This is a genomic window from Devosia sp. FKR38 (assembly GCF_005222805.1).
Classification (GTDB): Bacteria; Pseudomonadota; Alphaproteobacteria; order Rhizobiales; family Devosiaceae; genus Devosia.
This window is the reverse complement of sequence record NZ_STGC01000005.1, coordinates 2,300,764-2,326,020: the sequence shown is the minus strand read 5'-3', so window position 1 is coordinate 2,326,020 and position 25,257 is coordinate 2,300,764. Positions and strand designations below refer to the sequence as shown.

At 64.0% G+C, this 25,257-nt stretch carries 32 protein-coding genes; 15 read left to right on the top strand and 17 right to left on the bottom strand.

Going from position 1 to position 25,257, the window contains the following annotated elements:
- Positions 1 to 30 precede the first annotated feature (30 nt).
- The 4 genes from E8M79_RS16275 (at position 31) to E8M79_RS16260 (ending at position 2,873) form a co-directional block, all read left to right on the top strand.
- Complete coding sequence (locus E8M79_RS16275; protein ID WP_137152897.1) at positions 31 to 813, top strand: ThuA domain-containing protein; 783 nt, start codon at positions 31 to 33, stop codon at positions 811 to 813.
- Positions 814 to 969: 156 nt separating this feature from the next.
- Positions 970 to 2,013: a Gfo/Idh/MocA family oxidoreductase gene (locus E8M79_RS16270; RefSeq protein WP_137152896.1), complete on the top strand. Its 1,044-nt coding sequence runs from the start codon at positions 970 to 972 to the stop codon at positions 2,011 to 2,013.
- Between the two features lie 156 nt (positions 2,014 to 2,169).
- The gene (locus tag E8M79_RS16265; protein WP_137152895.1) at positions 2,170 to 2,421 is read left to right on the top strand and encodes a GlsB/YeaQ/YmgE family stress response membrane protein; all 252 of its coding nucleotides are present in this window, start codon (positions 2,170 to 2,172) and stop codon (positions 2,419 to 2,421) included.
- A 215-nt stretch (positions 2,422 to 2,636) separates the two neighbouring features.
- On the top strand, positions 2,637 to 2,873 hold the full coding sequence (locus tag E8M79_RS16260) for a DUF2798 domain-containing protein (protein ID WP_137152894.1): 237 nt from the start codon (positions 2,637 to 2,639) through the stop codon (positions 2,871 to 2,873).
- 57 nt (positions 2,874 to 2,930) lie between these two features.
- On the opposite strand, the gene E8M79_RS16255 is transcribed toward E8M79_RS16260, so the two are convergent.
- Positions 2,931 to 4,538, bottom strand: a complete 1,608-nt coding sequence (locus tag E8M79_RS16255; protein WP_137152893.1) for a bifunctional metallophosphatase/5'-nucleotidase — start codon at positions 4,536 to 4,538, stop codon at positions 2,931 to 2,933.
- 312 nt (positions 4,539 to 4,850) lie between these two features.
- On the opposite strand from E8M79_RS16255, the gene E8M79_RS16250 reads away from it, so the two are divergent.
- From E8M79_RS16250 to E8M79_RS16240, 3 genes are all read left to right on the top strand, one after another.
- Positions 4,851 to 5,315 carry a GtrA family protein gene (locus tag E8M79_RS16250; RefSeq protein WP_171015900.1) on the top strand — a complete coding sequence of 155 codons (465 nt, stop codon included), beginning with the start codon at positions 4,851 to 4,853 and terminating at the stop codon, positions 5,313 to 5,315.
- Entirely contained in the window at positions 5,312 to 5,944 is a 633-nt protein-coding gene (locus tag E8M79_RS16245; RefSeq protein ID WP_137152891.1) for a class I SAM-dependent methyltransferase, read from the top strand. Before E8M79_RS16250 ends, E8M79_RS16245 begins: the two co-directional genes overlap by 4 nt.
- Positions 5,945 to 6,006: 62 nt before the next feature.
- Positions 6,007 to 6,654, top strand: coding sequence for a ThuA domain-containing protein (locus E8M79_RS16240; protein WP_137152890.1), 648 nt, complete (start codon positions 6,007 to 6,009; stop codon positions 6,652 to 6,654).
- 10 nt (positions 6,655 to 6,664) lie between these two features.
- Here the strand turns inward: E8M79_RS16240 and E8M79_RS16235 are convergent, their stop codons facing one another.
- Together E8M79_RS16235 and E8M79_RS16230 are read right to left on the bottom strand one after the other, a co-directional pair.
- Positions 6,665 to 7,303 (bottom strand): DUF1109 domain-containing protein, encoded by a 639-nt coding sequence (locus E8M79_RS16235; RefSeq protein ID WP_137152889.1) that lies wholly within the window; start codon positions 7,301 to 7,303, stop codon positions 6,665 to 6,667.
- Entirely contained in the window at positions 7,300 to 7,824 is a 525-nt protein-coding gene (locus E8M79_RS16230; protein ID WP_137153422.1) for a sigma-70 family RNA polymerase sigma factor, read from the bottom strand. The genes E8M79_RS16235 and E8M79_RS16230 overlap by 4 nt, the downstream gene beginning before the upstream one ends.
- Before the next feature lie 195 nt (positions 7,825 to 8,019).
- On the opposite strand from E8M79_RS16230, the gene E8M79_RS16225 reads away from it, so the two are divergent.
- The 5 genes from E8M79_RS16225 (at position 8,020) to E8M79_RS16205 (ending at position 13,026) form a co-directional block, all read left to right on the top strand.
- Positions 8,020 to 8,382, top strand: coding sequence for a hypothetical protein (locus tag E8M79_RS16225; protein WP_137152888.1), 363 nt, complete (start codon positions 8,020 to 8,022; stop codon positions 8,380 to 8,382).
- An 86-nt stretch (positions 8,383 to 8,468) separates the two neighbouring features.
- Positions 8,469 to 9,317: a cytochrome b/b6 domain-containing protein gene (locus tag E8M79_RS16220; RefSeq protein ID WP_137152887.1), complete on the top strand. Its 849-nt coding sequence runs from the start codon at positions 8,469 to 8,471 to the stop codon at positions 9,315 to 9,317.
- Entirely contained in the window at positions 9,314 to 10,102 is a 789-nt protein-coding gene (locus tag E8M79_RS16215; RefSeq protein WP_137152886.1) for a molybdopterin-dependent oxidoreductase, read from the top strand. Before E8M79_RS16220 ends, E8M79_RS16215 begins: the two co-directional genes overlap by 4 nt.
- 377 nt (positions 10,103 to 10,479) lie before the next feature.
- Positions 10,480 to 12,075 (top strand): DEAD/DEAH box helicase, encoded by a 1,596-nt coding sequence (locus E8M79_RS16210; RefSeq protein ID WP_248305018.1) that lies wholly within the window; start codon positions 10,480 to 10,482, stop codon positions 12,073 to 12,075.
- A gap of 57 nt (positions 12,076 to 12,132) precedes the next feature.
- Positions 12,133 to 13,026: a 2-dehydropantoate 2-reductase gene (locus E8M79_RS16205; RefSeq protein ID WP_137152885.1), complete on the top strand. Its 894-nt coding sequence runs from the start codon at positions 12,133 to 12,135 to the stop codon at positions 13,024 to 13,026.
- Here the strand turns inward: E8M79_RS16205 and E8M79_RS16200 are convergent.
- The 8 genes from E8M79_RS16200 to E8M79_RS16165 all read right to left on the bottom strand — a co-directional run bounded on the left by E8M79_RS16200 (position 13,023) and on the right by E8M79_RS16165 (position 19,961).
- Entirely contained in the window at positions 13,023 to 13,901 is an 879-nt protein-coding gene (locus E8M79_RS16200; protein ID WP_137152884.1) for an intradiol ring-cleavage dioxygenase, read from the bottom strand. The two genes, E8M79_RS16205 and E8M79_RS16200, sit on opposite strands and share 4 nt — an antisense overlap.
- A 129-nt stretch (positions 13,902 to 14,030) precedes the next feature.
- Entirely contained in the window at positions 14,031 to 15,446 is a 1,416-nt protein-coding gene (locus tag E8M79_RS16195) for a trehalose-6-phosphate synthase (RefSeq protein WP_137152883.1), read from the bottom strand.
- Between the two features lie 127 nt (positions 15,447 to 15,573).
- A complete protein-coding gene (gene otsB / locus E8M79_RS16190) occupies positions 15,574 to 16,350 on the bottom strand; it encodes a trehalose-phosphatase (protein WP_137152882.1) in 777 nt (258 codons plus the stop codon).
- Positions 16,351 to 16,671: 321 nt separating this feature from the next.
- Complete coding sequence (locus tag E8M79_RS16185; protein ID WP_137152881.1) at positions 16,672 to 17,295, bottom strand: nucleoside deaminase; 624 nt, start codon at positions 17,293 to 17,295, stop codon at positions 16,672 to 16,674.
- A 58-nt stretch (positions 17,296 to 17,353) separates the two neighbouring features.
- The gene (locus tag E8M79_RS16180) at positions 17,354 to 18,136 is read right to left on the bottom strand and encodes an META domain-containing protein (RefSeq protein ID WP_137152880.1); all 783 of its coding nucleotides are present in this window, start codon (positions 18,134 to 18,136) and stop codon (positions 17,354 to 17,356) included.
- An 86-nt stretch (positions 18,137 to 18,222) separates the two neighbouring features.
- Complete coding sequence (locus tag E8M79_RS16175) at positions 18,223 to 18,711, bottom strand: ureidoglycolate lyase (protein WP_137152879.1); 489 nt, start codon at positions 18,709 to 18,711, stop codon at positions 18,223 to 18,225.
- Entirely contained in the window at positions 18,708 to 19,532 is an 825-nt protein-coding gene (locus E8M79_RS16170; RefSeq protein ID WP_137152878.1) for a bifunctional allantoicase/(S)-ureidoglycine aminohydrolase, read from the bottom strand. The genes E8M79_RS16175 and E8M79_RS16170 overlap by 4 nt, the downstream gene beginning before the upstream one ends.
- Positions 19,533 to 19,625: 93 nt before the next feature.
- Positions 19,626 to 19,961 (bottom strand): helix-turn-helix transcriptional regulator, encoded by a 336-nt coding sequence (locus E8M79_RS16165; protein ID WP_137152877.1) that lies wholly within the window; start codon positions 19,959 to 19,961, stop codon positions 19,626 to 19,628.
- An 82-nt stretch (positions 19,962 to 20,043) separates the two neighbouring features.
- On the opposite strand from E8M79_RS16165, the gene E8M79_RS16160 reads away from it, so the two are divergent.
- Both E8M79_RS16160 and E8M79_RS18430 read left to right on the top strand, forming a co-directional pair.
- On the top strand, positions 20,044 to 20,526 hold the full coding sequence (locus E8M79_RS16160; protein ID WP_137153420.1) for an SRPBCC domain-containing protein: 483 nt from the start codon (positions 20,044 to 20,046) through the stop codon (positions 20,524 to 20,526).
- Positions 20,527 to 20,586: 60 nt separating this feature from the next.
- Positions 20,587 to 20,724, top strand: coding sequence for a hypothetical protein (locus tag E8M79_RS18430; RefSeq protein WP_171015899.1), 138 nt, complete (start codon positions 20,587 to 20,589; stop codon positions 20,722 to 20,724).
- Positions 20,725 to 20,741: 17 nt separating this feature from the next.
- Here E8M79_RS18430 and puuE read toward each other — a convergent pair whose 3' ends face one another.
- The 6 genes from puuE to E8M79_RS16130 form a co-directional block, all read right to left on the bottom strand.
- Entirely contained in the window at positions 20,742 to 22,160 is a 1,419-nt protein-coding gene (gene puuE / locus E8M79_RS16155) for an allantoinase PuuE (RefSeq protein WP_137152876.1), read from the bottom strand.
- A 157-nt stretch (positions 22,161 to 22,317) separates the two neighbouring features.
- A complete protein-coding gene (locus E8M79_RS16150) occupies positions 22,318 to 22,746 on the bottom strand; it encodes an SRPBCC domain-containing protein (RefSeq protein ID WP_137152875.1) in 429 nt (142 codons plus the stop codon).
- A gap of 8 nt (positions 22,747 to 22,754) precedes the next feature.
- Positions 22,755 to 23,177, bottom strand: a complete 423-nt coding sequence (locus E8M79_RS16145) for a DUF1801 domain-containing protein (protein ID WP_137152874.1) — start codon at positions 23,175 to 23,177, stop codon at positions 22,755 to 22,757.
- Positions 23,174 to 23,398 (bottom strand): hypothetical protein, encoded by a 225-nt coding sequence (locus tag E8M79_RS16140; RefSeq protein WP_137152873.1) that lies wholly within the window; start codon positions 23,396 to 23,398, stop codon positions 23,174 to 23,176. The genes E8M79_RS16145 and E8M79_RS16140 overlap by 4 nt, the downstream gene beginning before the upstream one ends.
- Positions 23,395 to 23,718 (bottom strand): metalloregulator ArsR/SmtB family transcription factor, encoded by a 324-nt coding sequence (locus E8M79_RS16135; protein WP_137153419.1) that lies wholly within the window; start codon positions 23,716 to 23,718, stop codon positions 23,395 to 23,397. The genes E8M79_RS16140 and E8M79_RS16135 overlap by 4 nt, the downstream gene beginning before the upstream one ends.
- Positions 23,719 to 23,805: 87 nt before the next feature.
- Positions 23,806 to 24,786 carry a LysR family transcriptional regulator gene (locus tag E8M79_RS16130; protein WP_171015898.1) on the bottom strand — a complete coding sequence of 327 codons (981 nt, stop codon included), beginning with the start codon at positions 24,784 to 24,786 and terminating at the stop codon, positions 23,806 to 23,808.
- Positions 24,787 to 24,898: 112 nt separating this feature from the next.
- Between E8M79_RS16130 and uraH the strand changes: the two genes are divergently transcribed.
- Positions 24,899 to 25,255, top strand: a complete 357-nt coding sequence (gene uraH / locus E8M79_RS16125) for a hydroxyisourate hydrolase (RefSeq protein ID WP_137152871.1) — start codon at positions 24,899 to 24,901, stop codon at positions 25,253 to 25,255.
- Positions 25,256 to 25,257 lie beyond the last annotated feature (2 nt).

The window sequence follows — 25,257 nt, the reverse complement described above, 5'->3', positions numbered from 1 at the left end:
GCGTTCATCAGACGATGCAGGAGACTACCCATGCCGATCCGTACCCTGATATGGGGCGAAAACGTTCACGAACAGAAGAACAAGATCGTTGCCGACAACTACCCGCTGGGCATGCACAATCACATTGCCAAGCTGCTCGAGAGCGACAGCAATATCGTAACCAAGACCACCACGCTGCAGGAGCCCGAGCACGGCTGCACCGTGGAGGCGCTGGCCAATACCGATGTGCTGGTGTGGTGGGGCCATGCGGCGCACGGCCAGGTGGACGACGAGATTGTCGAACGGATCGCCAAGCGCGTGTGGGAGGGCATGGGCCTGATCGTGCTGCACTCGGGCCACTTCTCCAAGATCTTCAAGCGCCTGATGGGCAGCCCCTGTGCGTTGCACTGGCGTGAGGCGGGCGAACGCGAGCGGCTGTGGGTCACCGCGCCCGGCCATCCGATCGCCAAGGGCCTGCCGGCCTATTTCGAGCTCGAGATGGAAGAGATGTATGGCGAGCCCTTCAGCGTGCCGGAGCCGCTGGAAACGGTGTTCGTCAGCTGGTTCCAGGGCGGCGAAGTGTTCCGCAGCGGCCTCACCTATCGGCGCGGCGCGGGCAATGTGTTCTATTTCCGCCCGGGCCACGAGACCTATCCCACCTATCACGACTCCACGGTGGGCCAGGTGCTGCGCAATGCGGTGAACTGGGCCTATAACCCCGATCAGCATCCCGAACTGCTCGATGCCCCCAACACGCCGGTGGAGAAGTCCATCGAGCCGCTGGTGGAACGCGGCCCCAAGCTGCACCACGCGGGCGAAGCAGGCCTGAAGTAAGATTGGTGCCGAACCGCCAAGGGCTGGCGCCGGGCGAAGCGCCGGTGTCTCCCCGCAGCGGTTCGGCTTGTTTTGGTTTCTGGGTGCATCCGGCCGAGCGCGGGGATGTCATCAAGTTGGTTGCAATTTTGGGGCGAGTCCCGAGGGAATAACATCATGCGGTTGCTCATTCTGGGTACCGGTGGCATGGCCAATACCCATGCCAAGGCCTTTGCAGGCATTGAAGGCGTCGAACTGGTCGGTGGCGTCGACGTCGACCCGGCGCGCGTCGAGGCGTTCAACAAGGTGCATGGCATCAAGCGCGGCTTCGGCTCGCTGGATGCCGCCATTGCCTGGGGTGAGTTCGATGCGGTGGCCAATGTGACGCCGGATTCGATTCACCACCCCACCACCATGGCGGCGCTGCAGGCCGGCAAGCATGTGTTCTGCGAAAAGCCGCTGGCGACGGACCATACCAAGGCCATGGAAATGACCGAACTGGCCGAGCGGCTGGGCCTGGTCAACATGGTCAACCTGACCTATCGCAACGTGGCGCAGTTGCAGAAGGCGCGCGCCATCGTGCAGTCTGGCGCGGTGGGGAAGGTCAAGCATTTCGAGGCGAGCTATCTGCAGAGCTGGCTGGTCAGCAAGGCGTGGGGCGACTGGCGCACGGAAAGCCAGTGGCTGTGGCGGCTGAGCAAGAAGCATGGCTCGAACGGCGTGCTTGGCGACATCGGCGTGCACATCCTCGACTTTGCCGCGTATGGCGCCGGCAGCGATTTCTCCAAGGTGTTCTGCCGGCTGGAGACCTTCGACAAGGCCGAGAACAACCGGATCGGCGAATATGACCTGGACGCCAATGACAGCTTTGCCATGACGGCGCAGCTGGAGAACGGCGCGCTGGGCGTGATCCATGCGACGCGCTGGGCGACCGGCCATTTCAACGAGCTGCGCCTGCGCATCTATGGCGAGCTGGGCTCGGTGGAAGTGCAGCATCGGCACGACTGGAGCAAGCTGTTCACCTGTCTGGGCGATGACGCCGAGACGGGGACCTGGACCGAAGTTGCCGTCGATCCGGTGCCGACCAATTACATGCGCTTTGTCGAGGCTGTCCGCACGGGCAAGAACCTTGAGCCCAGCTTCCGCCATGCCACCGGCATCCAGAAGGTGCTCGATCTGGCGACCACGACCGATCGCGACCGCAGCGAACTGTCGGTCTAGTCTTTGACCTGACCCAAACGGAGGCCCGCAGCGATGCGGGCCTTCTGTGTTTGCGGGGGGGCTTATGGCCCGTCATCTTGAAATCGCCATGGTGTGCGACAATTTATCAGCCTCAAGAGGGAACAGACCAACAAACACCCTCAACGGAGACGCGCTATGGGTATCATCTGGGCGATCATCATCGGGTTTCTGGCCGGGCTTGTGGCCAAGATCATCACACCGGGCAACAACAAGCCGAGCGGCTTTATCCTGACCACGGTGCTGGGCATTGTCGGCTCCGTGGTGGCGACCTGGCTGGGCCAGGCCATTGGCTGGTATTCGGTCGGTGACGGCGCCGGCTTTATCGCTTCGGTTATCGGCGCAGTCATCGTGCTGCTGGTCTGGGGCCAGATCGCGCGCCGGGCCTGATTGTTCCGAGACTGCCCGCCTGACAAAAAGGGCCCGTCGTGACCACAAGTGTCGCGGCGGGCCATCGGTTTTTGATCTTGCCAAGCTGCCGGACGGATGGCATTTGAATCGGGCTGCCTCCGCTGGAGGCTCCGTAAGCGTTTACGTCAATCAACGCGCAACCGGCCGGTCGGTCTTGCGCTGCAATACGATTGGCGAAGTACGGATAGACGTCCATGAAGTTCAAGAAACTGCACAAGCGCCACAATGCTGTTGTGGTTCCTCTGCTGCTGTCGCTGCTGATGACTTGCGTGGTCTCGGCGATCAGCGTGGTCCGGACACAGGGCCTGACGCCGCTTGCGTTGCAGACTTGGCCGTCGGCCTGGCTGATCTCCTGGGTGGTGGCCTTTCCGGTGCTGTTGGTGACGCTGCCGCTGGTTCGGCGGCTGGCGGGCCTGGTGGTCGAGAACTGACGCCGCAAGAAAAAGGGCGCCCGTTGGGGCGCCCTTTCGCATTGTGGTGCTGCAGGATTACTGCAGGACGGTGATGCGGCCGTCGGTATAGGGCGTGTATTCGCCGCCCAGCTTGGCGATGTAGTCGGCCAGCACCTGCTCGAGCGGCGGGCCGAAGTCATAGGGATTGTCGCCTTCGGCAAAGGTGCCATAGCCGTCGCCGCCACCGCGCATGTAGTTGTTGGTGACCACGATGTAGCTGGCGGCTTCATCAATGGGGGCCCAGGCGTCGCCTTCGGCTTTGATCATGACATCGCTGATGCGTTCACCGGCCGGCTTGGCCAGGGTGTAGCTGTATTTCAGGCCAGCGACCTGCGGGAAGCGACCGGCACCGTTCTCAATGTCGGAGACGCCGTTTTCGAGCGCGTCGATGACATCGGCGCCCGACAGGGTCACCGTAGCCAGCGTATTGGAGAATGGCAGGACGGTCAGCACTTCGCCCATGGTGATATCGCCAGCATCGATGGAGGCGCGGACGCCGCCGCCGTTCTGGATGGCAATGGTCACGCCCTGGTCGGCAACCCGATCCAGCATGGCGTCGGCAACCAGATTGCCCATCTGGCACTCAACGACACGGCAGGTTTCGCGCGAACCATCAATGGCCGCGGTGGCCTTGCCGATCACTTCGGCCATCAGGGATTCGATGGGCTTCTGCAGTTCAGCCAGGCGATCGACATAGGCCTGGTTCGGGGTCACTGCGGCATCGAGCAGGATGGGGGCGCCGTCAGCAGTGACGACATTGCCCGCGTCATCCCAGGTCACAGCCAGGTCGCCCAGATACTTGCCATAGGAATAGGCCGTCACCACGGGCACTTCATGCCCATCGGGGCCCTTGACCATGGTGGGATAGGGGCCAGCGGCCTTTTCGTCGGTGTTGGACAGCAGCGTGTGGCTGTGGCCGCCGACGATAACGTCGATGCCGGGGACATTGGCCGCAATCTCGAGATCATGGGTGTAGCCGACATGGGTGAGGGCGATGATCTTGGTGATCCCGGTGCCTTGGAGCGCCTCGACCTGGGTGCGCAGGCTGTCGATAGTGTCGTCGAACGCGACGTTCTTGCCGGGCGAGGAGGTTTCGCCGGTGTCCTCGGCCAGGGCAGAGACTACGCCGACCTTTTCGCCGCCGAAGTCGAGCACATAGGTGCCCTTGAGCTTGTCGGCGAGAATGGGTTCGTTGGTAACGTTGGTATTGCCCGAGATAATGGGGAACTTCACCGCATCGATGAGCTTGGCCAGCTCTTCGGGACCATCATCGAACTCGTGGTTGCCGACGGCCATGACGTCGATGCCCAGGTCGCTGGCGAACTCGGAGACGATCTGGCTGCGATACTGGGTGTAAAACAGCGAACCCTGGAACTGGTCGCCGGCATCGAGCAGCACGACGTTCTCGCCCGTCAGTTCCTGGCGCTTGGCGTCAATCTCGGTCTTGAGGCGCGCGATGCCGCCAAAGCACTTGCCGGCGGTGTCGTCTTCGACGCTGCAGTTGGAATCGCTGCTGGTGATGGGTGCAAAGCGCGAGTGAAAGTCGTTGATGTGAAGGATATTGAGCTTGAATTCTGCGTGGGCTGCGCCGGTCATACCGACAATGAGGGTGAGCGCTGTGGCGCCGAGAAGTCGCTTTTTCATCCCTGTTTTCCTTGGTTTGCCTTGCGGCAGTTCAGTCACGCGGCCGCGCTGACAGAGTCGTGGCGCGACAGGGGCGACAAATGGCGGCCCCAGGCGGCACGGCCAGAAGGGAGTTTGGCAGCGTTTTGTGACAGTGAATAGTGGACCTTTTGGTCAAACCTTTCCGCGGACACGCCAATGCCCGATTCACACTGTCTCAACCATGGCGCAAGACAGTCCTTGGCCGGCCCCGGCGCCGTAAGGGGCTGGCAAGGGACGCGGCGCGATAAGCGGTTGATCGTGTGCCAAATGACCAGAGACAGGATTGCCGCCATGAGCGCTGCCCTTGAGAGCCTGATGCCCGCCACCTCGTCGGCCGGGCCCGCGCCGCGGCCCATGTTTGCCGGGGTGCTGAGCTTTGTGGCGATCGGTGCGTCCGGGGCGCTGGGCTTCCTGCTGCTGAGCAATGTGATGATGGCGCTGCCGACCGGCCTGGACAAATGGGTGGTCAATAGCCTGTGCTATGCCCTCTTCATCCTGCCCATCTATCTGCTGCATCGGCGCTTCAGCTTCCAGTCCGATGCGCCGCATGCGGTGGCATTGCCGCGCTATCTGGCCGTGCAGGCCAGTGCGCTGGTGCTGGCGACGCTGTTTGGCTTTGTACTCTATCGGGTCTTTGCCATGCCGACGCCCACGGCCTCGACGCTGGTGATTGTCCTCACCTCGGGGGTGAATTTCCTGGTGCTGCGCGGCTGGGCTTTTGCGCGGCATCAACTTGGCGTACTCGTTCCGGCATGATCGGACAGACCCCCAAAGCTATTCTCAACAGCGTGCATGGCCGGCTGATCCTGGCGCGCCGCGTCCGGGTGCTGAGCGCTGCGCTGGCGGCCGCCATTCCGGGCGGCGGGCGCGTGCTGGACCTTGGCTGCGGCGATGGCCAGGTGGCGCTGGGTCTGATGCGGCTGCGGCCTGATATCAGCGTTGAAGGCGTGGATGTTCTGGTGCGGCCGGTGACGCATATTCCGGTGACGCCCTATGACGGGGTGACGCTGCCCTTTGCCGACCAAAGCTTTGACTATGTGACCATTGTGGACGTGCTGCACCATACCGATGATCCTGCCAGCGTACTGGCCGAGGCAGCGCGGGTGGCCCGGCATGGCGTGGTGATCAAGGACCATCTGCGCGAAGGCCTGCTCGCCGGCCCGACCCTGCGGCTGATGGACTGGGTGGGCAATCGCGGCCATGACGTGCGGCTGCCCTACAATTATCTCGACAGCGCCCAATGGGCCGCAGCCGAGGCCAAAGCGGGCCTCGCACTGGCCGACCGCCAGGAGCGGCTGGGGCTTTATCCCGGTCTCCTGGGCTGGCTGTTTGACCGCCGCCTGCATTTCGTGGCGCGGCTGGTGCCGATCCGCCCGGCCGCGTAGCGGGGTTTCAATACCGGTTCAGTCGGCTATTGTCCGCGACAGTGATTTGCGGAGTGTGCGGCATGAAGAGTGCGTTGATCGTCTATGGTGGCTGGTCCGGGCACGACCCGGAAGAATGCGCGGCAATCTATCGCCGCTGGCTGCATGAGGACGGTTTCTCGGTGCGTATGGCCACCGAAACCAGCGCTTTTGCCGACCCCTCGATCCATGATCTGAGCCTGATCGTGCCGATCTTCACCATGAGCAAAATCGAAAAGGAAGAGGTCGCGAACCTGACCAAGGCCGTCGAGGGCGGTGTGGGCCTGGCGGGGCACCATGGCGGCATGAGCGATGCCTTCCGTGATGCGGTGGACTATCAGTTCATGGTGGGCGGGCAGTGGGTGGCCCATCCGGGCAATATCATCGACTACACCGTCGATGTCGCCGACGCCGAAGACCCGATCATGGCCGGGATCAAGTCATTCGCCTATACGTCCGAGCAGTATTACATGCATGTGGACCCATCCAATCATGTGCTGGCGACCACGACCTTTTCTGGCGAACATGCGCCCTGGATTGCCGGGGTGAAGATGCCGGTGGTGTGGAAGCGCCTGCATGGCAAGGGCCGGGTGTTCCACTCCACGCTTGGCCATCAGGCCAAGGAGTTCGACAATGTCGAAATGGCCACCATCCTGCGTCGCGGCATCAACTGGGCCGCGCGCGAGGAATAACGGCCGCGTCCTACCAGCGCAGCAGGAAGCGGCCGAGCACGGCGCCGATGGCGCCGACCATGACGATGCCCAGGCTGTAGAACAGCGCCAGGAACATCATGCCGTTTTCGGCGCAGGCGAACGAATAGACCCAGGCGCCAGCGCCGCCGGCCATGATACCGGCGGCAAAGCCGGCCAGGGTCGGGTTGGCCGGCGCCATGTGGCGCAGCGCCAGGATGGCCGCCAGCAGCATGGGCAAGCCCAGCAGCACGATGCGCCAGGGGCAGACCAGGGATGTGCTGCCGACGACCAGAGGCATCATCTCCTCGGGTTCGGCGCGGACGAGCTGAACAATGGCCACCACCAGCAGCGCCGCCAGAATGGCAATGGCGGCACGCCAGGGCCAGGTGGTGCGCCCATCGGGGCGGGCCAGAATGAGCGTTGCCACGCCGCCGAGCGCCGCAATGATCAGCGTATAGCCGAACTTGGTCCAAAAACTCATGGTCCAGACGGCCACGGGCATGTCGGTGCGCATGCCCAGCCACATCAGCATGGCGGCAATGGCCACGATGGTGCTGAGCAGGGTGGCGCCGATGAGCAGGCGCTGCATGGCCATGGGGCGGACGGGCTTGAGGTCAGCCGAGAGGCGCGCGATGAGATCGTCCGTCATTTCTGGCCTCCCGCAAAACGGGCCGCGAGCGACTTGAGCCCACGATGAATGGAGACCTTGGCAGCGGTCTCGGTCATGCCATGGGCTGCGGCGGCCTCGGCGACGGAGGCGCCATCGACGCGGGTGCGGCGAATGAGATCGCTGGTTCGCTCTGGAATTGAGTCGAGCACGACATCAAGATCGCGCCGGGCAATGGCATCGCCCTGATCGTCGGGCGCAAAGATGGGCGCGTCATCCTCGAGCGGCACGGTGAGGCGGATGGACTGGCGACGGACGTGGTCGACGAATTTGTGGTGCGCCACCGCGTGCAGCCAGGCCGTAAAGGGGCGGCTGCGATCATAGGTCATGCGGCGAGTATGAACGGCCAGCAGAGTATCCTGCACGAGGTCCTCCGCGTGCGATGCAAAGGCGGGGGTCAGCCGCCGGGTGAAATAGGGTCGCAGATGACGCCCGAGTTCGGCGAGCAACGTGCGATAGGCCGCAGCATCGCCGTCGAGCGCAGCGAGCATCAGTCCGCGCAGTCGCATCTCGGTAGGATCAGTCTGCATTGATCATCCATTCGTCGCCGATGGCGGCATGGTTACATGGCGGGGCGAAAGTTTGGAACTCCGATTTCCTGGTCACGTCGGCGTGATCGCGTAACGGATGGGACAGGTCGGGCGAATGGCAGGGCATCACCGCGCCACTGGGGCGTGGTCCGATCACTGGAGACTGATATGACCTTCGCCCTGCGCACTGTTTCGCTCGCCACCGCCACCCTGCTGGCCATGGCTTTTGCCCCTGCCGTCTTCGCCCAGGACGCCGTCAAGGCCGATGCGATGGCCCCCGCCGCCATGGCCACCGATGCCATGGCCACCGACGCAATGGCAGCTGACGCCATGGCGCCGATGAGCGATGATGATCTCAAGATGTGCCTGGATCAGGCCGCGATGATCACCTTTCCGCATGTGATGGAAGTGGCCACTGCAGCCTGTCATGACATGCACAACGGCATGATGGGCGATGCCATGGGCGGCGACGCGATGAAGGCTGATGCGATGGCGCCGGCCGCCGATGCGATGGCGCCCGCAACGAAGTAACATTTGCGTGTTATCAACGCCTTGTCCCGCTGCCAGCCGTTACTGCTGGTGTGGGGCAGGGCCCATGTGCCGCCAGAGGGGAAACGATGAGCGAACCAGCCGACGTTGCGACGACCAAAGGGCCGCTGATCTATCGCCAGTCGATCTGGACCCGGGCGACGCATTGGGTATGGGCGATCTGCCTGTTCTTCCTGCTTTTGACGGGGCTACAGATCTTCAATGCCCATCCCGCACTCTATATCGGGCAACAGTCTGGCTTTGAGTTCGAGAATGCCATTCTCGAGGTCGGCGCCTTCAACACGCCCGATGGGCCGGTGGGCCGCACCACGGTGTTCGGGCAAACCTTCGACACGACAGGCGTGCTGGGCATGAGCGGACCGGCCGAGCGGCCGGTGTTCACCGCGTTTCCGGGCGCGGTGACCATTCCGTCGTTCCGCGACCTCGGCACAGGGCGCGTGATCCACTTCTTCTTTGCCTGGACGCTGGTCGCCGCGCTGTTCATCTGGTTCCTGGCCAGCTTCATCAATGGCCACATCCGCCGCGACATCCTGGTGCGTCCGGTCGACCTCAAGGGCGTGCCGGGCGATATCGTCGACCATGCCACGCTGCGCTTCAAGCATGGCCGCACCTATGGGCCGCTGCAGCGCATTGCCTATTTCACGGTGTTCTTCATCCTGTTCCCGCTGATCGTGCTGACGGGGCTCTCCATGAGCCCGGGCATGAATGCGGCCTGGCCATGGCTGCTGGACCTGTTCGGCGGCCGGCAGACGGCGCGCACCATCCATTTCATCGTCATGCTGGCGCTGGTGGCCTTTTTTATCATCCACATCATCATGGTGGTGGCGGCCGGGCCGCTCAACGAGCTGCGCTCGATGATCACCGGCTGGTATCGCGCCAGCCCCGGCACACCGACCGTTGAAGGAGACAAGTCATGAGCGGTCTGATCACGCGGCGCAATTTTCTGCGCAGCTCGGTGCTGGCCGGTTCGGGCCTGGTGCTGGCGGGCTGCGACCAGTTCGACTTTCTCGCCGACAAGAGCGGGCCGGGCCGGCAGATCATGGAACGGGCCAATGTGCTGACCTATCAGGCGCAGCGCGCGCTGATCGGCAGCCAGAGCCTGGCGCGCGAGTTCTCGGCCAGCGAAATCCGGCAGGGACAGCGGCCCAATGGGTCGACCGACCCGTCGACGCCGGAATATCTGGCGCTCAAGGCGCAGGATTTCGCCGGCTATACGCTCAAGATCACCGGCATGGTGGACAGGCCGCAGGCGTTCACGCTTGACCAGTTGCGCAACATGCCGGCGCGCAGCCAGATTACCCGGCATGATTGCGTGGAAGGGTGGAGCTGCATTGCCAAATGGACCGGCACGCCGCTGGGGCCGATCCTGGACATGGCGGGCGTGAAGCCGGGCGCGCGCTACTGCGTCTATCACTGCTTTGACAATATCCAGCGCACGCTGAGCGGGGACATTCTCTACTACACCAGCTCGGACCTGATCGACGCCTATCACCCGCAGTCCATCCTGAGCTATGGCCTGAATCATCAGGTGTTGCCGGTGAGCAATGGCGCGCCGATCCGCCTGCGCATCGAGCGCGCCCTGGGCTACAAGCAGCCGAAATATTTGCACACCATCGAGCTGGTCGATAGTCTCGATAGCTTCGGCAAGGGCCGTGGCGGCTATTGGGAAGATGCCGGGTATGACTGGTATGGCGGCATCTAGACCCCTGGTTTAACAGGCAAAACCGGCGCCGCTCGCGGCGTCTGCACACCCCCCATGCACGGCGGCGCGGGCGATTGTCCTTGCTATTTCAGGGCTGATCGCCCACATAGGCGGCATCGTCACCGGCGCATGGACCCTTTTGTGGGATCCGCTGGCGCCAGACTTTGGTGACGGACTTCACTTCTTATCCCCTGCGGTGAGCGGCGAAGTCAGCCCGGAAACTGTTTGTCCGGGTTCGAGCCAGCACCCGCGCGATACCCTTCAATTATCGCCCGATTGCATCTGTTGACCCGCCAGCGCACGTGCGTCTGGCGACTTGCGCGCTGCATTGTCCTGCGCGCATCGCAGCGCCATCCGGCGCAGAAAGACATAGTCACTTGAACGACTTCATTTCCCTGGGCCTGCCCGAAATCCTGACCGACAGCCTGACTGCGGCCGGTTTCACCGAGCCCACCAAAATCCAGAGCCAGGCTATTCCCAAGCTGCTCGAAGGCCGCGACATGATGGGCATTGCCCAGACCGGTTCGGGCAAGACGGCCGCCTTCGGCCTGCCCATCCTGGCGGGTCTGCTGACCCTGACCGGCCGTCCGCGGCCGATGACCACCCGTGCCCTGATCCTGGCGCCGACGCGCGAGCTGGCCGTGCAGATCGACGAAGCCATCCGCAAGTTCGCCGGCTCCAAGATGAAGCTCGATACCGTGCTGCTGCTGGGCGGCGTGTCGCGCTATCATCAGGTCAAGCGCCTGGAACGCGGCGTTGATATCACCGTTGCCACCCCCGGTCGCCTCAAGGACCTGATGGACGATGGCAAGATCAAGCTGGCCGAAACGCGCTGGCTGGTGCTCGACGAAGCCGACCGGATGCTCGACATGGGCTTTATCGCCCCGGTGCGTGCCATCGTGAAGGCCATCGGCATCAAGCGCCACACCATGATGTTCTCGGCCACCATGGCCCCCGAAGTGGCCGACCTCGCCAAGACCCTGCTGCAGGATCCGGTGCGCGTCGATGCGTCGATCGCTGGTTCCACCGTGGTCAAGATTGACCAGCGCGTGATCCTGTCCGGCGCCAAGGCCAAGCGCGGCGTGCTCAATGAGCTGCTGGCCAGCGAAACCGAGAACATGGAACGCGTTATCATTTTCGCGCGCACCAAGCATGGCGCCGATCGCGTCGCCAAGAACCTCGAGATCGACGGCCACAAGGCTGCTGCCATCCATGGCAACAAGAGCCAGAACGCCCGTCAGGGCGCCCTCAAGGGCTTTTCCAGTGGCGACGTGCGCATTCTGGTGGCGACCGATATTGCTGCCCGTGGCATCGACGTGCCCGGCATCACCCATGTGATCAACTATGAACTGCCGGACGATCCGGAAAACTACGTGCACCGTATCGGCCGCACCGGCCGCAACGGCGCTTCGGGCTTTGCCATTACCCTGTGTGATGGCACCGAACGCGGCAAGCTGCGCGATGTGGAACGCCTGATCCGCCGGACCCTGCCCTATACGGGCGATCTGCACCTGGCCAATGATACCGGCGTCGTGGAAGCCCCGCGCTCGGCCTACAAGAAGCCGGCTGGTGGTCGTCCGGGTCCGCGCAGTGCCAAGAACCCGCGCCAGCCGCAGGCGGATCGCCGCTCGCCCGCCGAGCGTCGCCCCTTTGCCGAATTCGGCAGTGAAGGCGCTGGCAAGAGCCAGCCGCATCGCGCCCCCTCCGATACGCCGCGCAATCGCCCGGCCGCCGAGGCCCCGCGGTCGCGTCCGGCCGCCGATGGCCAGCGCAGCCGTCCGGCCGATGCGCCGCGGACCCGCCCGGAAGGGACCCCGAGCCGCGGTGTGCGTCGCGATATGGAAACCGGCAAGCCGATGGCGGCCAAGCCCGCCGGCGCCAAGCAGCGCTGGGGCAAGACCCAGAAGGAAGCGGCTCGCAATGAGGGTCGCTCCAATCTCGACCGGCAGCGCGGCCGGGTTGTGCAGGGCTGATCGAATCCAGATAGTGAAAGGGCGGCCCAAGGGCCGCCCTTTTTTCTGGAGCCTGCCATGACCAGTATTGCTGTTGTCGGACCCGGTGCCATTGGCGGCACGATTGCTGCCTGGCTGGCGCAGAATCCGGCCCTCTCCGTCACAGTGTGTGCCCGCACCGCGTTTGAGCATCTGGTGGTCGAGACGCCCAGCGGCCCCATCACCGCGCACCCCAGGGTGCTCACCGATCCCGCGACGGCGCAGCCCGTCGATTGGGTGATGGTGGCGACCAAGACCTATGACATCGACAGCACGGCGCCCTGGCTCAACCGGCTAGTGGGCGCCAACACGCGCGTTGCCATCATTCAGAACGGCGTCGAGCATGTGCGGCTCTTCGCCCATCTGGTGCCGCCCGAACAGCTGGTGCCGGTGATGATCAATCTGCCGGCAGCGCGGCTGGCGCCCGGCCGTATCGTGCAGCAGCGGCATGGCATCATCGCCGTGCCCTCGGGTGTGAATGGCGACGCGCTGGTGGCGCTGTTCGCCAAGACCGAGATCGCGGCCTCGGCAGACGCCGATTTCCTGTCGCAGGCCTGGGTCAAGCTGGTCAGCAATAGTGCTGCGATTGTTCCGGCGCTGACGCTGCGGTCAACGGGCCCGGTGTGGACCGATGCGCTTGCCGCCATTGTGCGCGGCATCGTCGAGGAATGCGCTGCGGTCGGGCGGGCTGAGGGCGCTGTGGTGCCCGATAGTGTGATCGAGGCGACCATAGAGAGCGCCCGGACCATGGATGAGGGGTCGCGGGGCAGTTCCCTGCAGATGGACCGCATGGCGGGCAACCGCATGGAGATCGACGCGCGCAATGGCGTGATCGTGCGGCTTGGTGACAAGCACGGCATCCCGACGCCGATGAACAGGATGCTGGTGACCCTATTGGCGGCGTCGGGCAGTCCCTGGGTGTCGCGGGGCTAATTGCCCTTGACGGCAGGCGTCATGGTCGAAGCGTCAGCAGTGCCGCTCGGGCCACCCTGGCCACCGGCGGGCGGGGTGCCGTCAGCGGGCGGGCCGCCGGCATCGCCGCTAGGCGGCTGCGGCGCGTCGCCGCCGCTGGCCATCGCGCCCATGGATGCGGCGGTGGGATCAACGCCCACGATCATGGCGACGAGATACTCGTCCTCGAGTTCCTTGACGAAGGCAAAGGCCGCGCGGGTCGAGCTGGTGGCGATGCTGTCATTGGAGTTGAGCGTGTCGCGGGCCCGGCTGCGATCATTGTAGGGCGCGACATTGGCATAAATATATTCGCTCAGCGCATCGGGGAAGAAGATCTGCCCGGTCAGGACGGTCGTCTGATCGAGGAAGACCTTGAAGTGCACATGGGTGGTGCGGCCACCATACCAGCTGGGATAGATGCTCTCGAACTCGACGATGCCATTGGCGTCGGCGAACTGGGTGCCCCGCAGATAGGTCTGTCCGGTGGTGTCCACCGTGCGGTCATCGCCCTGGTTGGCATAGCCGGAATAGACGCCGGTGGCGTCGCAATGCCAGATATCGACGCGGGCGCCCTCGATAGCGGCACAGGCGGCGTCGACCACCTGCAGACGCACCCGCATGGGAATGCCGACCTTGCCCTCGGTGATATCGATGCGCTCAAGCGCCGGATCGAAATAGTAGGGCCCCTCGGTGACTTCGGGAATGATGGCGCAGACATCGGCGCCCTGTAGCAGGGCCGCGGTCTGTGTGGCGCTGACGCCGGCCTCCTGGGCGAAGGCCTGCTGGCTCATCAGCAGGCCGCCCGATGCGGTGATGGCAACGGCCTTGAAGGCGTCGCGACGGTTGATCTTGGTCATGGCTTGTCCCTTGTCTGGCCGGTCTCGGACAGGTCCGCTCAACGCCGGCGATGATGCTCGGGGTCTAGCAGGCGCAGGGCGCGCCGTGTCTTAAAGTGCGGACAGGTGCATGACAAAGCGGCAAGGATCTCAGCCGGTCGACGCCAAGTAGAGCATGTCGCGCGTTCCACTGGCCGCGCCGCTGGTGTCGGGCGACAGACGTGCCAGGAAGCTGGCTGCCCAGTTGTCGACGCTGTGCAGGCGCGCAGCGTCCATCAGCGCCGTCCAGCGGGCGATACGCTCATCGAGCGGCATGTCCAGCGCCATGCGCAGCGCCTCAGCCGTCTCGTCGGTGTCAAAGGGATTGACCTGGATGGCCTCGGGGAAGATCTCGGCCGCGCCGGCAAAGCGCGACAGGATCAGCACACCCGGATTGGTCGGGTCCTGGGAGGCGATGAACTCATGGGCCACCAGGTTCATGCCGTCGCGCAGCGGTGTGACCAGACCAACGCGGGCCAGCCGATAGAGACCGGCGAGGCTCGGTTGGCCATAGGCGCGCTTGACATAGGTCAGCGGCTGCCAGTCGGGCTCGGAGAAGCGGCCCATGACGCGACCACAGATGGCGTCCAGCGTGTCGCTGGTCTCCTGGTATTCCTTGATGGTGTCGCGCGATGGCGGTGCGACCTGCATCATGTGCACGGTGCGCCGGAAGCGGGTGTCATTGTCGAGCAGCTTTTCATAGGCCTCAATGCGCTGCGGCAGGCCCTTGGAATAGTCGAGCCGATCAACGCCTAGGATCAGCTTGCTGTCGCGCAGGCTGCGCTCGACGCGGCGGACCATCTTGGTGGCCGCCGGCGTCACCGCAAGGCGGGCGAAAGCGTCAGGGTCTGAACCGATGGGGAAGGCCGCCGTTTCCGTGCGCGAGAAGTCCACCGAGCGCAGCGGATTGCCCGACAGGCTCGATGGGGACTGATGTTCGGCAAACTCGGTGAAAGCGCCGACATCGCGGTTGGCCTGCAGGCCGACAACATCATAGCGCGACAGGTCGCGCATCAGTTCGTTGTGATGCGGAATGGCATAGAGCGCATCGGTGGTGGGGAAGGGGATGTGGAGATAGAACCCGATGCGGTTGCGCGCGCCCAGACTGCGCAGCTCGTTGGCCAGCGGGATCAGATGATAGTCATGCACCCAAATGACATCATCGGGCTCCAGCAGCGGCAGCAGGGCGCGGGCGAACTGGCGGTTGACGGCGCGATAGCCCTCGTACCAATGGCCCTCGATGGTGGCCAGATCGAGCCGGAGGTGGAAGCTGGGCCACAAGATGGAATTGGAAAAGCCGGCATAATAGGCGTGGTGATCCTCGCGCGTCAGATCGATCTGGGCGACGCTGAGGCCGTCGATATCCTCAAAAACTGCCGCTTCGGACGGGGATTCTGCCAGCTTGCCGGACCAGCCGAACCAGAAGCCGTCGCGTGCGGCGAGGGTCTTGCGCAGCGCCACGGCCAGGCCGCCGGCGGCGGGACCCTTGCCGGGTGTGCGGTTGGAAACGACAATCAGTCTGCTCATGGTTTACCCCCAGGCGCTGGTGAGACGGCGGGCGCGCTGCCGGTGCGGGCGCGCAGTCGGCTCCGGCCGTCTCGGTTTGCAAGGCGATGGTACGGAAGGCCCGACCCCGGGCCTTCCGTAGGCCCTATCAATGGATCGGCGTGAATTCGCGTTCGCGGGCCGCGATATCGCCCAGGCCCTGGATCAGGGCGTGGACAGAGGCGATGTCGGCAATGCGCATGCGGGCGGCGGTTTCGCCTTCGCCCAGCTTGATGCCGATGCCGCCCAGGTCCTGGGCCGCAATGAAGGCGTCCTCGTCGGTGACATCGTCGCCGATGAAAATAGGCGTGCGGCCGAGGAACGGCTCCTCACGCATGAAGGCCCGCAGGGCATCGCCCTTGCTGACGCCTTGTGGGCGGGCCTCATAGACCATCTTGCCGGGGACCAGGGAGAAACCGCCAACGGCGCGCAGGGCCTCTTCCATGGCGGTGCGGACGGCGGTTTCGAGTTCGGGCGCCTGGCGGAAATGCAGCGCGACGGCGCCCTGCTTGGTTTCCAGCAGCAGGTCGGGATGGGCAATGAGCAAGGGCGACAGGGCCTGGGCGATGGCTTGGGCGTCGCGCAGGCTGGCCGGATCAATCGGCTCGACAAAGCCATCGGCGCGGCGGCGCTGGGCACCATGGGCGCCGGCGATGGGCAGCTGAAGCGGCGACAGGAAGCGATCGATATCGGCGATTTCGCGCCCGGTCAGCACGGCGAAGGCACTGTCGAATTCGCGGGCGGTCTGTTCGAGGCGGTGGGCAAGGGCGTCGGGGACGGAGACGGCATCGGGCGTTTCAGCCAGCTCGACCAGTGTCCCGTCGAAGTCAGTGAAGATGGCCAGAAGCGGGGTGTTGGTGGTGGTCGTGGGATCTGTCTGCGGCATGGTGCGCCTCATGTGTCGTTGACGATGCCTGCCGTCATAGGCGCGCAATGGGGTCACGATGTGGCGAAACGGCGTCTCATGGCTGGCATGCGCCAGCCGGGCTTTCTTGTGATCGGCAAAGGGCGCAAGCCAGAGCCATGTTGTGGCAGATGCGTGAGCAGGGTCGGAAGAAGTGGTGCAGCGTCGGCCTTTGGGGCAAAGCAGGTTGAGGCAGTGGGCGCTGGCGGCGCTCACGGCTGTGCTGATCAGCCTTGGCGCCTATGCTGGGACGTTTGCGGCGGTGCCGCGCAGTGAATTCACCGCGGCGCCCGACGCGACCGCTCAGGCCAGCGGAATGCCCTTGTTGCCCTTGTCCTTCTGATAGACGGACGAAAGCTCTGCATAGAGCCCGGTTATGTCATCGAAGCGGGCGACCAGGGCCTCGCGATCATCGCGCGATAGGGCCGCAATCATCCCGCCGATGTTGTGGCTGGTCCAATATTGATTGGTGCGGTTGTAGAGCGGGCGGTCAGGCGAGACCAGCCCGGTCTCGGGTTCCGGCACGGCATAGACCGCCTTGAGGATGGCGATGTCATAGGGAATGGCGAAGCTGTCCCGCGTGTCCTCGTAGCTGAACAGATAGTAGAAATTGTCAAAGCCAGACCAGGTAATGCCGGATAGGCACAGCGAGCAGGGCTCGTGGGTGGCCAGGAACAGGCATTCCTTGACGTCGGGGCGCTGGTCGGCGGGGAGTTCGAAGAAGCGCTTGATGGCGTGCATTTCGCCATGCCACAGCGGGTTCTCGGTTTCGTTATTGGTCTCGGCGACCACCACCGACAGGTCCGACTTGCGCAGGATGGCGGCGCCAAACAGCTTGTTGCCCTTGGTCACGCCGCGCCGGGTAACCGGGGCAATGTCGTGTTCGATCACGTCAAGCAGGCGGGAGATCAGGTCGGTATTGTTCATTGCGGCCCCATAGGTTCGGCAGAGCCTAATCAGCCAGCGTTGCCTTGAAAAGCCCGGTTCAGGGCTGACGCACCAGACCGACGAGGGCAACGCCCGCCGCATCGACCAATTGCAGGGCGTCGCCCGAGAGGTCGTAGCCCGCGGTGGCTTCGAGCGCGGCAAAGAAACGGGCCTCTTGCGCCATGATGGCGGGGTCGCACGCCATGCGCGTGCTGGCGATGGGGGAGAATGTCAGCGGCGGCGCGGCAAACTCGGCCTCACTGAAATAGCTGTTGCAGCCGCCGCTGCCGCCCGCGCGGAAATCATCGGCGATCGACAGCGTCACATTGGTTTGCGGCAGAATGGGCTCGCCGCCGATGCTGGTGACTGTCCAGGCCGTGTCGAGCAATGGATTGGGCGCCTCGACGGGCAGCAGGACCTGCTCGGGCGCGTCGTGAGGCGGTGGCGCGCGGTGCTCAACCGGTATCAGGATGCCGCTGGGCAGCAGGGGATCGACGGGCACCGGCCGGGCATTGCTGAATATGGCATAGCCGCCTGACCAGATTTCGGCCACAAGGCCATAGCTGCCCGCATCGGCCAATACGCTGCTGCGGACGGCCAGGCTGAATTGAAAGGGCGAGTTGGTCTTGCCCAGAGCCGCCTGGGCGCTGACGACGCGGTGCTGGCCGGGCAGGCTGACGAGGCTGATGACCAGCTCTGCGTCGGGCGGGAGGGTGATGCGCTCGCGGTAGGAGACGTTGCCGGCAAAGGTGATGTCGACGGCCTGGGCCGGCGCGGCAAGAGTCAGCACAATCAGGCCGGCCAAAAGCCAGGCAGCGCATTTCGACAAGGTTTGCAGCATCGAGACCTCCCTCTCAATGCCGGAACTGTAGCCGAGACCGGGGCGGAAGAGGAGTCGCGGTTCGGAATGGGGTTAAATGGCCGGGCTCAGGCCGAGATCATCCACGGCGCGTCGAAGTGGTGTTCTTCCAGGTTGATGCCGTCGCCGCCACGGTCGACGACGAGGAAATCGGCGGCAACCTCCAGCGGGGTGAGAACGCCGTGCCAGGTGTTGATGGCGATGTTGACGCCCTGGCCCGGCGACGGCTGGAAGGCGCGCAGCCGCACCGGTTGGCCGGCATCATCTTCGGCGACGATGACTAGCCAGGGGCTCTGCCCGAGCGGATAGAAGGCCTGGCTGCCCAGGGGATGGCGCTCGACCAGCTTGAGCGGCAGCGGCAGGGCATAGGGTTGACCGCGGAAGATCGAGATCAGCGGGCGGGCATGGACCCCCGCCAGCTCGACGCGCGCCAGATCGTGGTAGCGCTCGGTCATGCCGGCATTGATGGGGTAGTGATGGGCGCCGGCCATTTCGATGACCTGGCCGAACGGCGCAAAAGCCTCAGCGCTCAGCGGTTCGATCCGGATCTGGGTCACCGGAAGACGCCCAGCGGCATGTGGCGGTTGACGTCTTTGTAGAGCAGGTAGCGGAAGCGCTCGGGGCCGGCATAGCAGGCCTGGGGGCAAAAGGCGCGCAGCCACATGAAGTCGCCGGCCTCGACCTCGACCCAGTCGCGGTTGAGGCGATAGACGGCCTTGCCCTCAAGCACATAGAGCCCATGCTCCATGACGTGGGTTTCCTCGAAGGGAATGACCGCGCCGGGCTCAAGGGTGACGATGTTGACATGCATGTCGTGGCGCATGTCGGTGGGCGCGACGAAACGGGTGGTGCCCCAGGTGTTCTTGGTGCCAGGCATCCAGATGATGGGTTCGTCCTGCTCATTGGCGACGAAGGGCGCCGGCACCTCGATGCCATCGACCTGCTGGTAGCGCTTGCGCACCCAATGGAAGCGCACCGGAACCGTGCCCTTGTTGAGCAGGCTCCAGGCGCAGCCGGGTGGCAGATAGGCATAGCCACCGGGCTTGAGCAGATGGCTCTTGCCTTCGATGGTCACAGTGGCCTGGCCTTCGACCACGAACAGCACGCCCTCGGCACCGGGATCGAGCTCAGGCCGATCGCTGCCGCCGCCGGGCATGACTTCCATGATGTATTGGGAAAAGGTCTCGGAGAAGCCGGACATGGGCCGGGCGATGACCCAGCAGCGCTCATCACGCCAATGTGGCAGATAGCTGGTGACAATGTCGGTCATCACCCCGCGCGGGATCAGCGCATAGGCTTCGGTGAAAACGGCGCGGCCGGTGTGGAGGGCCATCTGGCCGGGCAGACCGGCGGCGGGGGAGGCGTAGGTGGAGGCCATGGGCAAGGGTTCAACACTGACGATTCTGACCCCACACTAGAGGCTTGCGCGGCGCAAGACCATGGGTGGCGCGTCTGGGGTGCTTGGCGCGGTTCAGACCTCGGCAGGGGCGTCGAGGTCACGCCGCAGGCGGCTCAGCATGCTCGCGGCATAAGCGGCGTAAGGGCCGATGAAGCGCTCGTGGATGGCGTGAATAGGCAGGGCATCGAGATGGTTCCAGCGCTCGCGGCCGCGCTTTTCGGCCACCACCAGGCCCGCGTCTTCCAATACGCCCAAGTGCTGCATCACGGTGCAACGGTCGAGCTCGGGGAAGAGGTCGCAGAGCATGCCAGTGGTCAGTGACTCGGTCTTGAGGAGATCGAGAAGTCGCCGCCGCACGCGGTGGCCCAAAGCCTTGAAAATCAGGTCGTCTGCGTCGTCATTTGACATGTTATGAAATTATAACATATTGTCCCTGCAGTCAACCGAAGGAGATGGGCTCATGCGTGCCGTTGTCGCCAAGGAGAAAGATCTGCAGATCCAGTTCCGGGTCTCGGGCCGGATCAACAAGCCGGTGCATGACGTGTTCGAAGCCGTGGCGGATCCTGGCCAGTTGTCGGGATATTTCACCACTGGCGGCGCCAAGGGGCGCCTGGAGACGGGGGCCACGGTGATCTGGGACTTTCACGATTTTCCCGGTGCGTACCCGGTAGAGGTGGTCGAAGTGGTGCCTGACAGAAGGATCGTGCTGCGGTGGGATGCGAGCGAAGCAAGCGAACCCAGCACGACGGGCGAGACGCCGCAGGCCATCGGCTACAAGACCAACGTGACCATGGACTTCACCGCGCTTGAGGATGGCCGCACCCTGGTGACGATTTCCGAAAGCGGCTGGCGGCAGACGCCGGGCGGCCTCAAATCATCCTATGGCAATTGCGAAGGCTGGACGGCCATGCTGTGCGCCATGAAGGCTTTTCTCGAGCATGGCATCAACCTGCGCGAGGGCTTCTACAAATAGGCCTTGGCGGCAAGATAAGGTTACGCAATCTTCAACAGTTGCGACGATGATGCTGGGATCATGCGTGATGTGTTGTTGAGTATCGGCGTTTCCCCGCACCATTGGGTGCAGCACAACCTGCCCTGGCTGGCCGTGCTGGCCATGCTGTTCGGGTTTGATCGCGACGAAGAGCCAGCGGACGGCGAGACCGACCGCTAGCGCGTTTGCGCCTGCCCTCAGGGCAGGATGGCCTTGAGCCGCAACAAGGCAATGCGCTCGACCTGGGCGCAGGCGGCGGCGAATTCTTCTTCAGCACTATTGGTCAGCCGCGTCTCGAAAGCCGCAAGGATGCTGGCCTTGGTATTGTCGCGCACCGCGATGATGAAGGGGAAGCCGAACTTGTCGACATAGGCGGTGTTGAGCATGGTGAACTTCTGCCGTTCGCCATCGGTCAGCGCGTCGAGGCCCACCGAGGCCTGTTCGGCGGTGGATTCTGCCGTCAGGCGTTTGGCTGCGGCGAGCTTGCCGGCGAGATCAGGATGGGCGCGCAGCACGCCCAGGCGCTCGTCGGCGCTGGCCATGCGGAACTGGCTGCGCAGCGCGAAATGCAGGCCAATGGCGGTATCATTGGCCGGGCCCATTTCGGCCTTCCAGGCGCGCTCGGCGATCCAGGGGGAATGCTCGAAGATCGAGCCATAGCGGGCCACAAAATCGGCCTTGTCGAGCTGGGAGGGAATGGCCTCGGGCGCGACATAGGGATGCTCGCTGGTCCAATGTTCGGCGATGGCCAGGCGCGTCGGAATCCACACCTTGTCGAAGCTCTTGATGTAGTCGACGAATTTCTTGAGGCCCTGGTAGCGACCGGGCTGGCCGACTAGGCGGCAATGCAGGCCCAGCGACATCATCTTGGGCGAACCCGCCTGGCCCTCGGCATAAAGGCAATCAAAGCTGTCCTTGAGGAACTGGAAATATTCCTCGCCGTTGTCAAAGCCGGGGCCGGTGACAAAGCGCATGTCATTGGTTGACAGGCTATATGGGATGATCAGCTGCGGCTTGCCCTGATGCACGCGCCAATAGGGCAGGTCGTCGTCATAGGTGTCCGAGATATAGGCGAGGCCGCCGACTTCGGAGACCAGATCGACCGTGTTGAGCGAAGAGCGGCCGGTGTACCAGCCGCGCGGGCGCTCGCCGGTGGCGATGGTGTGCAGGCGGATGGCCTCGGCGATCTGCTCGCGCTCCACCTCGGGCGTCATGTCCTTGTGCTGGATCCATTTGTAGCCATGGCTGGCGATTTCCCAGCCCGCCTCCTGCATGGCCGCAAGCTGGGCCGGCGCGCGCATCAGCGCGGTGGCGACGCCATAGACGGTGACCGGGAGTTCCGCCTCGGTGAACAGGCGGTGCAGCCGCCAGAAGCCAGCGCGGGCGCCATATTCATACATGGATTCCACATTGGCGTGGCGCTGGTTGGGCCAGGGCGCCGTGCCGAGCACATCGACCAGAAAGGCCTCCGATGCGCCATCGCCATGCAGGATATTGTTCTCGCCGCCCTCTTCGTAGTTGAGCACGAACTGCACTGCGACATGGGCGCCGCCGGGCCAATTGGCCTTGGGCGGGGTGGGGCCGTAGCCGTGCATGTCGCGGGGGTAGCGGTTCATGTCAGAGTCTCATTTGGGTCAGGAATTGTGACCCAATGGTAAGCAGAACCCGGGCGAGGACGCTAGTGGCCATGCAGTGCTATCGCGCCTTCGCCGCCCCCCTTGCTCCCGCCCCATCCAGGCGTAGCAACAAGGGGGCCTCTCGCGCCAGGCCGATTCAGGGGTCCCGCGCGGCCGTTGCTTCCAGCTTCTCCAGAAACTGCTTCCAGCCGGCGTGGGCCCCACCAAAGGCCTGTTTCTGTTCGGGCCGAAAGCCAGCCTGTTCGACGCGCAGATGCGTGCCGGATGCCGTGGGAGTCAGTGTGTAGGTGACGACGCTCTTGAGGGCGTAGAGCGGATTGTCATTGGTATGGTCCCAGGCATAGGACAGCGACCGCTCGGGCTCGATGAGCAGCACTTCGCAGTCGAGGACGCCGCCCCATTCGCCGCGCAGCTTGAACTTGTGGCCGACCTTGAGGTCGAAATCATTGCTCATCAGCCATTCGGAAATCAGGTGCGACTGGGTCAGCGCCCGCCAGATCTTGGCAGTCGGCTGGGCAATCTCGCGCTCAACGACGACCGAGCGGGTTTGGGTGTCCGTGTTCATGGCGGGTCCTATTTCTTTGCTTTGGCGGCGGTAGCGTCACTATTGGCCAGGGCGGCGGCCTTGATCAGGTCCTTGAAGGCAGCCTCGTTTATGGCCCCACCCTCGAAGAAATCGATGGCGCGGCGGACATTGCCCTCCATGCTCGAATTGAACAGGTGGTCGGGATCGGCGAGCGAAGCGCCCTTGGGGAAGGTGGTTTTGACGGCGGCCTTATAGACCTCGCCGGTGCACAGCAATCCATTGTGCGACCACACCGGCTTTCCCCATTTCCATTCTTCCTCGACGTCGGGCAGGGCCTCGTGGATGAGTTTGCGCAGGTGTGCGAGCTTTTGGCCGCGCCAGTCGGGCAGGTCGGCAATGCGCCTGTCGATCAGTTCCCTTGGCGTGGCCCCGGTGGCGAGATCGGCGGCACTGTTCTTGGAAAATGTCATCGATCACCCGCCATGCTTGCCCGGCGCCGGGCGAAATAGGGCTGGAAGAACATGAACAGGCCCGAGAACAGCAGCAGGAACAGCGGCAAGAGCGGAGAATAGGTAATAAAGGGCGGTACGTTGGCCTGGCCCATGAAACCGATTGCAACGAAGTTGGCGATGACGGTGAGGGTGAAGGCTATCGAGGTCCAGCGATGAAAGCTGCGGATGAAGCGGATCATTGGTCTATCCTTGTGAGCAAATTTTCGAGGGCGTCGAGCCGCGCCTCCCAGAAGCCGGTCATCTCTCTGGTCCAATCCATCAACGGCAACAGGGCCTGCGCCCGGGCGGAATAGTGGGTTTGCCGGCCGGCATGGCGATCCTGCACCAGACCGGCCTGCTTGAGCACGGCGAGGTGTTTGGAGACCGTGGGTTGGGCGACCCCGGCCACGCTGGTCAGTGTCCCAACGGTTTGTTCACCATGCCTGCAAAGCTGCTCGAATATGGCGCGCCGTGTCGGATCGGCGAGCGAGCGAAAGAGGGCATCCTGATGCGCATTCATGGCAAACCATTCACGATTGGCTATGAATAGAACCAATAGCCAATCGTGAATGAATGTCAAGCAAGCGTGTCGGATCGCATCGGCGACCTAGATGGCGCCGGGCAGCACCAGATTGTCGAAATAGGATTTGGCGTGGTCGAAAAAGATCGCCGGCGCCAGGTGGAGTGGCGTGCCGGCGCGCAGCATGATGCCGAAGCGGTTGGTGGGCAGGCCGCCATCGTCGAGCGGGCGGAACACCAGGCGTCCTGACTCCACTTCGCCCTGGGCGCCGATGGGCGTCATGATCGAGGCATAGTGGCCGCCCAGCGCCAGCTCGACCAGCATGCGGATGGAATCGACCTCGACCAGCGGCGGCAGGATGGTGGCGGACTGGCGCAGGAAGGGCTCGATGACCTCGCGGATGGAAATCTCGGGCTTGGCCACGGCCAGGGGATGTTCGAGGCATTGCTGCATGGTCAGCTTGCGCAGCCCGGCCAGGGGGTGGTCTGATGTCATGACCACGCCGATGGGCACGTCGCGGCGGAAGGCGATGTCGATCTGGCGGGGCGGCTTGGCGATGAAGCCAAAGCCGATGTCGATGCGCTCGTCGAGCAGGCGTTCGATCACCTCGGCCGAGGAGATCACCGAGACGTCGATGTTGAGCCGGGGATAGCGCTTGCCGAAATCGGTGATCAACCGGGGCAGGAAGGACAGGCCGACGCTTTCGGCCGCCCCAATGCGCACCGCGCCGGAGCGCAAGCCGCGCAGCAGTTCGATCTCCGAGACCGCCGCTTCCATGGGCGCGGTGAGACGGCGGGCGTGGCGGAAGAGGATTTCGCCAGCCGGCGACAGGCGCAGCCGCCTCTTCTCGCGGAGGAACAGGGCGATGCCCAGCGCGTCCTCGAGCTGGGCGACCTGGCGGGTGACGGCCGAGGAGGCGATATTGAGCCGGCGCGCCGCCTCGCGGATGGAGAGATGGGTGGCGACAGCGTTGAAATAGATCAGCGATGGCTGGTGAAACACCCGGGCCAGCAGGCCGGCCGAAAGGGCGTTTTCGCGCGGGCGCTCGGGCGGACTGCGCTGTTCCATGTAGGGCTTTCCCTGTTGCCGTTTTGGCAGCATAGTGCTCCCAATTTGAGTATATCAAGAACAATCGGCCGCGTACTAAGCTTGATGCGGGGACGACAGCAGGAGCAGGACTATGGCGGGAAACGGGCGTCTGACGACCCATGTGCTGGATACCATGCACGGCAAGCCGGCGCGGGGCATGCGCATCGAGCTGCTGTTCGTGCACGGGGACCACACCCACCATATCACCGACAGCTATACCAATGCCGATGGACGGGTAGATCAGCCGCTGCTCGATGAGCAGCAATTCCAGCATGGTGAGTTCGAAATCCACTTTCACGTCGGGCAGTATTTCGAGCGGCTGGGCGTCGAGATCGAGACGCCGTTCCTCGATGTGGTGCCGATCCGCTTCACGATTTCCGAGGACAAGCATTATCACGTGCCGCTGCTGGTGAGCCCGTTTGCCTATTCCACCTATCGGGGGAGCTGAGG